This is a genomic window from Streptomyces sp. 13-12-16 (genome assembly GCF_002114215.1).
Classification (GTDB): domain Bacteria; phylum Actinomycetota; class Actinomycetes; order Streptomycetales; family Streptomycetaceae; genus Streptomyces.
In genome coordinates this window covers 1-11,841 of the sequence record NZ_NCTE01000037.1, presented here as the reverse complement: position 1 = coordinate 11,841, position 11,841 = coordinate 1, and the positions used below count along the sequence as shown (strand labels likewise).

The window sequence follows — 11,841 nt, the reverse complement described above, 5'->3', positions numbered from 1 at the left end:
TCCTACACCGAGCTGCCGTCCTCCAACCCCGCCGTCCTCGCCTTCCTGCGCGAGTACGAGGACGACCTGGTGCTCTGCGTCAACAACTTCTCACGCTTCGCCCAGCCCACCGAGCTCGATCTCAGCGCCTTCGGGGGACGGCACCCGGTCGAACTGTTCGGCGGGGTGCGCTTCCCGGCCGTCGGCGAACTGCCGTACCTGCTGACCCTCGGGGGCCACGGCTTCTACTGGTTCCGGCTGCGACACGAGAGCACGGTGAGTAGTGATACGGTCACTCCTCCCTGATGAACAGGGTTCGAGCCCGCCATGGGGGCACCTCCCAGGCCCTTCAGGCACTGGGGGAGGGTGGCTCGGTCATCAACCGCACGCGCTTGTCGCGTGAAACCTTCCCGAGTGATCGGTAAGGACACGCTCCCGCTTGGGGCGGCGTGAACGCCAATGGTTCCGGCTCCGCATCCGCCGGTGAGGCCTCTGGCCACCATGAGGGCGGGACGGTTTCCTCCGTCCCGCCCTGGGCACCCTTCACGCAACCCGACGCTCCTCCGCAACCGACGCGGAAAGGAACGCGACGCCATGTCGGAAGCCGTCACACGCACCGTCACGACCCCGCCCGGCCTCCTTGCGTCACTGGATCCACTGCTGAGGGAATGGCTGCCGCGGCAGCGCTGGTTCGCGGGCAAGGGCCGCCCCGTCACCGGGTTCTCCCTGGTCGCGGCCACCGAACTGCTGCCGCCCACGGCCAAGCTGGGCCTGTACCACCTGCTGGTGCGCGCGCACCAGCCGCTCCAGCCGGGCCACGGCACTCCCGAGCAGCCCGGCGACTGCTACCAACTGCTCATAGGCGTGCGCGAGGCGTTGCCGCCCCGGCTGGCGCCCGCGCTGATCGGTCATGTGACGCGGGGCCCGCTGGCCGGACGGACGGTCTACGAGGCCCTGCACGACACCCGGCCCGCCGAACTGCTCCTGGAGGCGCTGCGCACCCAGGCCCGGATCGGCGGGCTTCGCTTCGAGCGGGACCCGCGCCAGGAGATCCGGTCCGGTCTGGTGCCGCGCCTGATGACCGCCGAGCAGTCGAACTCGTCGGTCGTCTACGGAGATACGTTCATCCTGAAGCTGTTGCGCCGGATCGTGCCCGGGATCAACCCCGACCTGGAGCTGCCGCTGGCGCTGGCCCGCGTGGGCTGCCCCCGGGTGCCCCCGCCGACGGCCTGGCTGGTCGCGGAGCCCGAGGAGCCCCCCGGCCCGCCGCCCCCGGCCGAGCCGTACGTCCTGGGGGTGCTCCAGCCGTTCGTGCAGGGCGCGACGGACGGCTGGGAGCTGGCGTTGCGGGAACTGGCCAAAGGGGAGGACTTCGTCGCCGAGTCGCGGGCCCTCGGACGGGCCACCGCCGAGGTGCACACCGCGCTGGCCCGCACACTGCCCACGGTCACGCTGGGGCACGCCCAGCTCCGTTCCCTGGTCGCCGGCATGACCGAGCGGCTGGAGGCGGCCGTGCACGCGGTGCCCGCGCTGCGGCCGTACGCGGACGGGCTGCGTTCGGCGTTCACGGCGCTGGACGACCTGGCCACCGAGGGGCGCGTCTGGACCGCCCAGCGGGTGCACGGCGATCTGCACCTCGGGCAGTGTCTGCGTGCGCCGACCGGAGAGTGGTCGCTGATCGACTTCGAGGGGGAACCGGCCCGTCCGCTGGCCGAGCGCCGGATGCCGCAGCCGGCGGTGCGGGACGTGGCCGGCATGCTGCGGTCCTTCGACTACGCGGCACGTTCGGTGAACCCGCCTCAGCCGGACTGGGCCGTGCGGTGCCGGGCGGCGTACTGCTCCGGCTACGCGGAGGCGGCCGGCCGGGATCCGCGCACCGACCCGGTGCTGCTGCGCGCGTACGAGACCGACAAGGCGGTCTACGAAGTGGTCTACGAGGCCCGGCACCGTCCCGAGTGGCTGCCCGTACCGATGGCCGCCGCGCACCGGCTCGCCACGACCGACCTGATCTGACCCATCCGACCCGCGTCCAGGAGGCTTCGCCCGTGACCCCCCGCCCCGAGTCCAGCGGTCCGCATCCGGAGCAGCCGGCCGAGCGGCAGCCCGCGGCAGCCGAGCCGACGAAGAAGGCCGCCGGGAAGAAGGCCGCCTCGGCGGCCAAGGCCACGGCCAAGAAGGCGGCGACCGGGAAAGCGACGGTGAAGAAGGCCGCGACGAAGAAGGCCGCCGCCAAGAGCCCGGCGGAGAAGGCCGCGAAGAAGGCCGTGGCCGAGAAGACCCCCGTCAAGAAGACCACGGCGAAGAAGACGGCGGCGAAGGCCGCCCCCGCCCACCAGCCCGCCCCGCCCGAGATGGAGATCGTCGTCTCCCCCGCCGTGGACGCCGCCGACCGGGAGCGGCTGCTGAGCGGGACGCATCACGCACCGCACTCCGTGCTCGGCGCGCATCCGGTGCCCGGCGGGGTCGTCTTCCGGGCGCTGCGGCCGTACGCCCTCGCGGTGACCGTCGTCTCCGGGGGCCTCACCGTCGAGCTGCACGACGACGGCGACGGCTTCTTCTCGGGACTGCTGCCGCTGGGCGAGGTCCCGGCGTACCGGCTGCTCGTGACGTACGAGGGGACGGTGCAGGAGACGGAGGACGCGTACCGCTTCCTGCCCACGCTCGGCGAGCTCGACCTGCACCTGATCGGCGAGGGGCGGCACGAGGAGCTGTGGACGGTCCTCGGCGCGCACCCCATGACCCACCAGGGCGTCACCGGCACCCGCTTCACGGTGTGGGCGCCGAACGCGCGCGGGGTGCGGGTGTGCGGCACCTTCAACTTCTGGGACGGCACCGGCTTCCCCATGCGGTCGCTGGGCTCGACGGGGGTGTGGGAGCTGTTCGTGCCGGGGATCGGCGAGGGCGAGCTGTACAAGTTCGAGATCACCCGCCCCGACGGCTCGAAGACCCTGCGCGCCGACCCGATGGCCCGCCGTACGGAGGTCCCGCCGGCCACGTCGTCGATCGTCACGTCGTCGGCGTACGAGTGGGGCGACGCGGAATGGCTGGAGCGCCGGGCGGCCGTGCCCGCGCACCGGGCGCCGTTCTCCGTCTACGAGGTGCACCTGCCGTCCTGGCGGCCGGGACTGACGTACCGGCAGCTCGCCGAGCAGCTCCCCGCGTACGTCGGGGACCTCGGCTTCACCCACGTGGAGCTGATGCCGGTCGCCGAGCACCCCTTCGGCGGCTCGTGGGGTTACCAGGTCACCGGGTTCTACGCGCCCACGGCCCGCCTCGGCACCCCGGACGACTTCCGGTACCTGGTCGACGCCCTGCACCGGGCCGGGATCGGGGTGCTGATGGACTGGGTGCCCGCGCACTTCCCGCGCGACGAGTGGGCGCTGGCGGAGTTCGACGGGCGGCCGCTGTACGAGCACGAGGACCCGCTGCGGGCCGCGCACCCGGACTGGGGCACCCTGGAGTTCGACTTCGGGCGGCGCGAGGTGCGCAACTTCCTGGTGGCGAACGCCCTGTACTGGTGCGAGGAGTTCCACATCGACGGGCTGCGCGTGGACGCGGTCGCCTCGATGCTCTACCTCGACTACTCGCGCGAGCCGGGCCAGTGGACGCCGAACGAGCACGGCGGCCGGGAGAACCTGGACGCGGTGGCGTTCCTCCAGGAGATGAACGCCACCGTGTACCGCAGGGTGCCGGGGGTCGTGACGATCGCGGAGGAGTCCACGGCCTGGGACGGCGTCACCCGGGCCACCCACCACAAGGGTCCCAGCGGCTTCGGCGGGCTGGGCTTCGGCCTGAAGTGGAACATGGGCTGGATGCACGACTCGCTCCAGTACATGAGCCACGAGCCGGTCCACCGCCGCTACCACCACGGCGAGATGACGTTCTCGATGGTGTACGCCTACAGCGAGAACTACGTGCTGCCGATCTCCCACGACGAGGTGGTGCACGGCAAGCGGTCCCTGGTGTCGAAGATGCCCGGCGACTGGTGGCAGCAGCGCGCCAACCTGCGGGCCTACCTGGGCTTCATGTGGGCCCATCCGGGCAAGCAGCTCCTCTTCATGGGGCAGGAGTTCGCGCAGGGAGCGGAGTGGTCGGAGGCGCACGGCCCGGACTGGTGGCTCCTCGACCCCGACTACGGCGCCGCGGCCGACCACCGCGGGGTGCGCGACCTGGTGCGCGACCTCAACACCGTGTACGGGCACACCCCGGCGCTGTGGCGGGGCGACACCGATCCGTCCGGTTTCCGGTGGGTGACCGGGGACGCGGCCGAGGACAACGTGTTCGCGTTCCTGCGGTACGACTCCGACGGCTCCCCGCTGCTCGCGGTCTCCCACTTCGCCCCGGTGGTCCGGCAGGACTACCGGATCGGCGTCCCCGACGACGTGCCCGCCTGGCACGAGGTGGTGAACACCGACGCCGGCCGCTACGGCGGCGGTGACGTCACCGGTCCGGACCCGGTCAAGCCGGAGCCGCAGGGACGGCACGGGTTCCCGGCGAGCATCCGGCTGACCCTGCCGCCCCTGGCGACGGTGTGGCTGCGCCCGGCCTGAGCACCGGGCTTCCGCTCAGTCCAGGGCGTCGGCCAGCGGCTTCGGCAGCGGCTCGGTGTGCAGGACGCCGAGCCGCTGGGTGGCGCGGGTGAGCGCCACGTACAGGTCGCTGGTGCCGTAGCGGCCCGGCTCGACGACCAGGACCGAGTCGAACTCCAGCCCCTTGGCCTGGCGCGGGTCGAGCAGCACGACGGCGTGCGCCAGGTCGGGTTCGGCGCCCGCCGTCACCCCGTCGAGGCGGGCGGCCAGGGCGCGGTGCAGTTCACGCGGGGCGATGACCGCGAGGCGGCCCTCGTCGGGGGTGAGTTCCGCGACGACCCCGGCGACGGCGCCGGGCAGGTCGTCGGTGGCGCGGGCCCAGGGCCGTACGCCCGTGGAGCGGACGGAACCGGGCGGCTCGAAGCCGGGGTGCTCGGCACGCACCACCGCCGCGGCGACGTCCATGACCTCGGCGGGGGTGCGGTAGTTGACGCCGAGCCGGGTGTGCTCCCAGCGGTCCCCGACGAACGGGGTGAGGATGTCCGCCCAGGAGCCGACGCCGCCCGCCTCGGAGGTCTGCGCCGGGTCGCCCACCAGGGTCATCGAGCGGGTGGGGCTGCGCCGCATCAGCAGCCGCCACGCCATCGGGGAGAGTTCTTGTGCCTCGTCGACGATGATGTGCCCGAACGCCCAGGTGCGGTCGGCGGCGGCACGTTCGGCGGCACTGCGGTGGTCGTCCTCCTCGTGCCGTTCGGCGAAGCGTTCGGCGTCGATGATGTCGTGCGCGGACAGCACCTCGGAGGAGTCCGGGTCGTCGTCCTCCTTGTCCTCGAACTCGTAGGTCCGGGAGGCGTACGAGACGTCCAGCACGCCCTGTGCGAAGGCGATCTGCTTCTGCCGTTCGTGTTCGGCGCGCTCGCGTTCGAGGCGGTCGTCCTCGCCGAGGAGTTCGGCGGCCTCGTCGAGCAGGGGCACGTCGGAGACGGTCCAGTGCCGGGTGACCGGGCGGCGGACCGCGGCGGCGTCCTCGTCGGAGAGGTGGCCCTCGGGGGCGGCGAGGAAGTCGGCGACCAGGCGCTGCGGGGTGACCCTCGGCCACAGTCGGTCGATGGCGGACCAGACCTCGGGGTTCTCGGCGAGCTCGTCGCGGATCTGGGTGATGTCGCTGGGGTCGAGCAGGTTGGAGCCGTCGTAGGGGTCGGTGCCGATGCGTTCGGCGACCATGTCGGTGAGCGCGTTGAGGATGTGGCCCTCGAAGTGCTCGCGGGCCGCGTTGTGCGGCAGCTTGGCGGCGCGGGTGCGTTCGCGGGCGACGTTCACCAGGCCGTCGTCGAGCATGAGGACCTCGCGGTCGTGCTCGATCGCGATCACCGGGTCGGGCAGCGCCTGCCGGTCGCGTACGACGTCGGCGAGGACGTCGGCCATCTCCGCGCGGCCCTTCACGGCGGCGGCCTCGGGGGTGTCGGTCCGGGTGGTCCTCACGCCGGGGTACAGCTCGCCGACGGTCGCGAGCAGCACACCGGTCTCGCCGAGGCTGGGCAGCACCTCGCCGATGTAGCCGAGGAACGCCGGGTTGGGGCCGACGATCAGGACGGCGCGGCGGGCCAGCAGCTCGCGGTGCTCGTAGAGCAGGTAGGCGGCGCGGTGCAGGGCGACGGCGGTCTTGCCGGTGCCGGGGCCGCCCTCGACGACCATGACCCCGCGGTGCGGGGCGCGGATGATGCGGTCCTGGTCGGCCTGGATGGTGCGCACGATGTCGCCCATGCGGCCGGTGCGCGCGGAGTTGAGCGCGGCGAGCAGCACGGCGTCGCCGGTCGGGTCCTCGTGGCCGGTGCGGGTGTCGTCGCCGAGGTCGAGGACCTCGTCGTGCAGGGCGGTGACCCGGCGGCCCTCGGTGGAGATGTGCCGACGGCGCCTGAGCCCCATCGTGGTGTGGCCGGTGGCCAGGTAGAACGGGCGTGCCACGTCGGCGCGCCAGTCGATGAGGACGGGCGTGCGTTCGGCGTCGTCGGCGCGCAGGCCGATGCGGCCGATGTGGTGGGTGTCGCCGGAGGCGAGGTCGATGCGGCCGAAGCAGAGGGAGCCGTCCACCGCGTTCAGCGCGGCGAGCAGCCCGGAGCGCTCGGCGACCAGGATGTCCCGCTCCAGCCTGGCCTGCCTGGGGGTGTGGCCCTGGGCGAGCGCCTCCGTGACGGACACCTCGGCGTCGCCGCGCAGGACGTCCACGCGTGCGTACAGTCCGTCGACGAATTGCTGTTCCTGCCGCAATTCCTCGTCCGGAAATTCGGTGTTTGACAATTCCGCTCCCGCCCGGATATACTGTGGTCACTGAACTTCACTGCGACTTCCGTATGACTTCTTCGGAAATGAAGTCGCGAATCAACGAATATACGCAAAGAAAACCCCCGGGCGCAATTGCCCGGGGGTTCTCTTGTGCCGCGTACCAGGTCGCCCCAGCTCTCACCGGGTCGTCGTACCGGGTCGGAGCACGTCCGCCAGCTCCTCCAGGAGCCGCCGCTTGGGCCTGGCCCCCACCATCGACCGCAGCGGCTCCCCATCGCGGAACACCATGAAGGTCGGCATCGACAGCACCTTGTAGGCGTTGGTCGTGTCGGGATTGGCGTCCACATTCAGCTGGACGACCTTCAGCCGGCCCTCCTCCTCGGCGGCCAGCGCGCTCAGCACCGGCGCCATCTGCCGGCACGGCGGGCACCAGTCGGCGGTGAACTCCACCAGCACCGGCAGCTCCGCCCCGATCACCTCCTCCCCGAAGTCCGCGTCGGTCACCTCGGGCACACCGCTCGCCCTGCTCATCGCAGTTCCCCTCCCAGTTCGCACACCGGCTCCGGACCGCCCGGAACCGCCGCGTCGGCGGCCAGTCCGTCCCGCGCCCGCTCGGCGCGCGTCAACTGCTCGCCGACCTTCGCCCGTACCGCGCGCAGCTCGCCGATCAGGGCGTCGAGCTCGTCCAGCTTGCGCCGGTAGACCTGGAGCGAGGCGGGGCACGAGTCGCCCTCGGGGTGCCCGGCCCGCAGACACTCCACGAAGGGCCGCGTCTCCTCCAGGCCGAACCCGAAGTCCTGGAGCGTGCGGATCTGCCGCAGCAGCCTCAGATCGCTCTCGTCGTAGGTCCGGTACCCGTTGCCGGTGCGCCGCGCGGACAGCAGCCCGCGTGACTCGTAGTACCGCAGAGTCCGCGTGGTGGTCCCGGCCCGTGCGGCCAGCTCGCCGATTCGCATACCGACGAACGTAAGCCTTGACGTCGGCGTCAAGGCAAGGACGGGACGGAAACGGCCGAGCGGCCGGACCCACGGGGGTGGGGTCCGGCCGCTCGGCGGCTGCGGAGGCCCGGATACGGGCGACGGGCCTCCGGCGACCGGGCGGCTGAGCTACGGGGGGAGTACCCAGCCGCCCGGGTCTGTGGGGCGTGGCGTCGGTGGCCGTCAGGCCTTGGCCAGCTCCTTCTCGCCGCCCGGCTCGGACAGCTCGGCGCGGGGCTCGTCCGGGTCGCCGCCGGCGGCGTGGTCGTCCAGCAGCGTCTTCTCGTCGAAGGGGGCGCGGCCGGCGAGGACCTCGTCCACCCGGGCCCGGTCGATCTCCTTGGTCCAGGTGCCGATCAGGACGGTGGCGACGGCGTTGCCCGCGAAGTTGGTGAGGGCGCGGGCCTCGCTCATGAAGCGGTCGATGCCCACGATGAGGCCGATGCCGTCCACCAGGGCCGGCTTGTGCGACTGGAGACCACCGGCCAGCGTGGCGAGACCCGCACCGGAGACACCGGCCGCGCCCTTCGAGGCCACCAGCAGGAAGAGCAGCAGCGGGATCTGCTCACCGATCGACATCGGCGTGCCCATGGCGTCGGCGATGAACAGCGAGGCCATGGTCATGTAGATCATGGTGCCGTCGAGGTTGAAGGAGTAGCCGGTCGGGACGGTGATGCCGACCACCGGCTTGCTGACGCCCAGGTGCTCCATCTTCGCGATGAGGCGCGGCAGCGCCGACTCCGACGAGGAGGTGGAGAGGATCAGCAGGAACTCGCGGCCCAGGTACTTGAAGAGCGAGAAGACGTTCACGCCCGCGATGAGGCGCAGCATCGTGCCCAGCACCAGGAAGATGAACAGGACGCAGGTGACGTAGAAGCCGAGCATCAGCACGGCGAGGCTCTTGAGCGCGTCGACGCCGGCCGAGCCGGTGACCGCCGCGATGGCGCCGAAGGCACCGATCGGGGCCGCCCACATGATCATCGCCAGGACGCGGAAGACCAGCCGCTGGATGTGCTCGATGCCGCGCAGGACGGGCTGCCCGGCGGAGCCCATGGCCTGGAGGGCGAAGCCGCAGAGCAGGGCGACCAGCAGGGTCTGCAGGACCTCGCCGGCGGTGAACGCGGAGACGATCGTGGTCGGGATGATGCCCATCAGGAAGTCGACGGTGCTCTTGGCCTCCGCGTCGACCTGCGCCTGACCGGTCTCCTTGACGGCGTCGGTGACCGCGAGGCCCGTGCCCGGGTCCAGGATGTTGCCGACGATCAGGCCGATGGCGAGCGCGACGACCGACATCACCATGAAGTAGCCGAGCGCGATACCGCCGACCGCGCCGACCTTGGCGGCCTTCCGCACGGAGCCGATGCCCAGCACGATGGTGCAGAAGATGATCGGCGAGATCATCATCTTGATCAGGTTCACGAAGCCGGTGCCGAGCGGCTTCAGCTCGGTCGCGAAGTCGGGCGCGATCAGACCGACGGCGATACCGAGGGCGACCGCGATGATCACCGCGATGTAGAGATAGTGCGTGCGGTCCCGCTTTGCCTTGGGTTCGGCAGGTGCCGTAGCGGCTGTGCTGGTCACGGCGGCCCTCCTTGACGACGTCGTCGGCATCACCGGCGTGCGGCTCACGTCCGGGGGATGGGTTTTCGGGGAACGCCGTGACTATGTCGTGCCTTGTGAGCGCGGTCACCCTTCCGTTCATTTAGTTCACCGTGGACCCCGGAGGCAGACTGGCGGCATGCGCATCCCCCTCCCCCGGCCCCGCAGCCTCGCGGGCCAGCTCTTCGCCATGCAGGCCGTGCTCATCGCGGTCGTCGTGGCCGGGTCCGCGCTGTTCACGTACGTCAGCGACCGCAGCCAGGCCGAGCAGGCGGCCGGCCGTCAGGCCACCTCCGTGGCCCGTTCGATCGCCGACTCGCCCTCCGTGCGGGAGGCGATCCGCACCCCCGACCCGTCGGCGGAGCTCCAGCCGTACGCGCTGGCGGTGGTACGGGACACCGACATCGACTTCGTCACGATCATGGACCCGCGGGGCATCCGCTGGACCCACCCCGACCCCGACCAGATCGGCCTGCTCTTCCAGGGCCACACCGGCCCGGCACTCCGGGGCCGCACCTTCACCGAGACCTACACCGGTACCCTCGGCCCGTCGGTCCGGGCGGTCACCCCGATCCGGGACGGCGACCGGATCACCGGCCTGGTCAGCGCGGGCATAAGGGTCGAGGAGATCAGCCAGCGCGCCCGGGGACAGCTCACGGCGCTGCTCGCGGTCGCGGCCGGCGCCCTCGGGCTCGGCGCGATCGGCACGTACGTCATCAACGCGCGGCTGCGCCGGCACACCCACGGCATGAACGCGACCGAGCTCAGCCACATGCACGACTACCATCAGGCCGCGCTCCACGCCGTGCGCGAGGGGCTGCTGATGCTGGACGGCCGGTACAGGGTCGCGCTGATCAACGACGGCGGCCGGGAGCTGCTGGGCGTGACACCGGAGGAGGACGTGGTGGGCAGGTCGGTGGCGGAGCTGGGGCTGCCCACACCGCTGACGGGTGCGCTGCTGGCCTCCGAGCCGCGGGTGGACGAGGTGCACCTGACGGCGGACCGGGTGCTGGTGGTGAACACCTCACCGGTCACCGGCGGCCAGCAGCGCGGCTCGGTGGTGACGCTGCGGGACGTGACCGAGCTCCAGTCGCTGATGGGCGAGCTGGACTCCGAGCGCGGCTTCACCCAGGCGCTCAGGTCGCAGGCGCACGAGGCGGCGAACCGGCTGCACACCGTCGTCTCGCTGATCGAGCTGGGCCGCGCGGAGGAGGCGGTCGACTTCGCCACGGCCGAGCTGGAGCTGGCGCAGGCCCTCACCGACCAGGTGGTGGCGGCGGTGAGCGAGCCGGTCCTCGCGGCACTGCTCCTCGGCAAGACCGCCCAGGCCAACGAGCGGGGCGTGGAACTGGTGGTGTCGGACGACAGCCGCCTGGACGACGGCCTCCTCCCGGACACCCTGCCCGCCCGGGACCTGGTCACCATCCTCGGCAACCTGATCGACAACGCCGTGGACGCGGCACAGGGCGGGCTGCACCCGCGGGTGACGGTGACGGCACGGACCGAGGAGCACGGCTCGGAGCTGATCCTGCGGGTCTCCGACACCGGCCCCGGCGTGGACCCGGACCACACGGAGGCGGTCTTCCAGCGGGGCTTCACGACCAAGCCGGCCGGGCCGGGCGGGCGGGGGCTGGGCCTGGCGCTCGTACGGCAGGCGGCGGGCCGGCACGGCGGGGTGCTGTCGGTGACGTCCGGGGACGGGGGCGGCGCGGTGTTCGAGGCGCGGCTGCCGCTGAGGGGCTCCACCGTCGTGGAGAGCGCGGGAGGCGCCGTATGAGCGGAGTGGCCGGGGAGCCCATCAGAGTGCTGGTGGTCGAGGACGACCCGGTGGCCGCCGACGCCCATGTGATGTACGTCGGGCGGGTGCCCGGGTTCGTCGCCGTGGGGAAGGCGCACAGCGGGGCGGAGGCCCGCCGGGCACTGGACCGCACCCCCGTCGACCTGCTCCTCCTCGACCTGCACCTGCCCGACGTGCACGGACTCCAGCTCGCGCGCTCGCTGCGGGCGGCCGGGCACCACGCCGACGTGATCGCGGTGACGTCGGCACGGGACCTGGCGGTCGTGCGGGAGGGGGTGTCGCTCGGGGTCGTGCAGTACGTGCTGAAGCCGTTCACGTTCGCGACCCTGCGGGACCGGCTGGTGCGGTACGCCGAGTTCCACGCGGCGGTGGGCGAGGCCAGCGGACAGGACGAGGTGGACAGGGCCCTGGCGGCACTGCGCGCGCCGGGCCCGGCCGCGCTGCCGAAGGGGCTGAGCGGACCGACGCTGGAGCGGGTGACGGGGGCACTGCGGGAGGTGGAGGACGGGCTGACCGCGGCGGGGGTCGCCGAGGCGGTGGGGATCTCCCGGATCACGGCCCGGCGGTACCTGGAGCACCTGGTGGAGGCGGGGAGGGCCGGGCGGGCTCCGGTTTACGGGCAGGTGGGGCGGCCGGAGCTGGTTTATCGGTGGGTTCGGGGGGTGGGGAAGGGGGG

Annotated in this window: 9 protein-coding genes; 5 read left to right on the top strand and 4 right to left on the bottom strand. The window is 72.2% G+C overall.

Annotation, left to right across the window (positions count from 1 at the left end):
* The 3 genes from B7767_RS01790 to glgB form a co-directional block, all read left to right on the top strand.
* On the top strand, nt 1-285 hold a 285-nt coding region (locus tag B7767_RS01790; protein ID WP_179166999.1), incomplete at its 5' end, for an alpha-glucosidase C-terminal domain-containing protein.
* A 288-nt stretch (nt 286-573) separates the two neighbouring features.
* On the top strand, nt 574-1,992 hold the full coding sequence (locus tag B7767_RS01785) for a maltokinase (RefSeq protein ID WP_085570534.1): 1,419 nt from the start codon (nt 574-576) through the stop codon (nt 1,990-1,992).
* A 338-nt stretch (nt 1,993-2,330) separates the two neighbouring features.
* Nucleotides 2,331-4,529: a 1,4-alpha-glucan branching enzyme gene (gene glgB / locus B7767_RS01780; protein ID WP_373408174.1), complete on the top strand. Its 2,199-nt coding sequence runs from the start codon at nt 2,331-2,333 to the stop codon at nt 4,527-4,529.
* 15 nt (nt 4,530-4,544) lie between these two features.
* On the opposite strand, the gene B7767_RS01775 is transcribed toward glgB, so the two are convergent.
* The 4 genes from B7767_RS01775 to B7767_RS01760 form a co-directional block, all read right to left on the bottom strand.
* A complete protein-coding gene (locus tag B7767_RS01775; protein WP_179167001.1) occupies nt 4,545-6,776 on the bottom strand; it encodes an AAA family ATPase in 2,232 nt (743 codons plus the stop codon).
* 192 nt (nt 6,777-6,968) lie between these two features.
* Nucleotides 6,969-7,304: a co-chaperone YbbN gene (locus tag B7767_RS01770; RefSeq protein ID WP_179167000.1), complete on the bottom strand. Its 336-nt coding sequence runs from the start codon at nt 7,302-7,304 to the stop codon at nt 6,969-6,971.
* 14 nt (nt 7,305-7,318) lie between these two features.
* Nucleotides 7,319-7,747 (bottom strand): MerR family transcriptional regulator, encoded by a 429-nt coding sequence (locus tag B7767_RS01765; protein ID WP_085570530.1) that lies wholly within the window; start codon nt 7,745-7,747, stop codon nt 7,319-7,321.
* Nucleotides 7,748-7,951: 204 nt separating this feature from the next.
* Nucleotides 7,952-9,349: a cation:dicarboxylate symporter family transporter gene (locus tag B7767_RS01760; protein WP_085570529.1), complete on the bottom strand. Its 1,398-nt coding sequence runs from the start codon at nt 9,347-9,349 to the stop codon at nt 7,952-7,954.
* Between the two features lie 157 nt (nt 9,350-9,506).
* Here B7767_RS01760 and B7767_RS01755 point away from each other — a divergent pair, with 157 nt between their 5' ends.
* Nucleotides 9,507-11,144, top strand: coding sequence for a sensor histidine kinase (locus B7767_RS01755; protein WP_085570528.1), 1,638 nt, complete (start codon nt 9,507-9,509; stop codon nt 11,142-11,144).
* On the top strand, nt 11,141-11,841 hold a 701-nt coding region (locus B7767_RS01750; protein WP_107485738.1), incomplete at its 3' end, for a response regulator. The genes B7767_RS01755 and B7767_RS01750, both read left to right, overlap by 4 nt.

What these genes read in the sequence shown, in the direction of transcription:
- B7767_RS01785 (WP_085570534.1), top strand. Translation starts at nt 574, where the DNA reads ATGTCGGAAGCCGTCACACGCACCGTCACGACCCCGCCCGGCCTCCTT.
- glgB (WP_373408174.1), top strand. Translation starts at nt 2,331, where the DNA reads ATGGAGATCGTCGTCTCCCCCGCCGTGGACGCCGCCGACCGGGAGCGG.
- B7767_RS01765 (WP_085570530.1), bottom strand. Translation starts at nt 7,747, where the DNA reads ATGCGAATCGGCGAGCTGGCCGCACGGGCCGGGACCACCACGCGGACT.
- B7767_RS01755 (WP_085570528.1), top strand. Translation starts at nt 9,507, where the DNA reads ATGCGCATCCCCCTCCCCCGGCCCCGCAGCCTCGCGGGCCAGCTCTTC.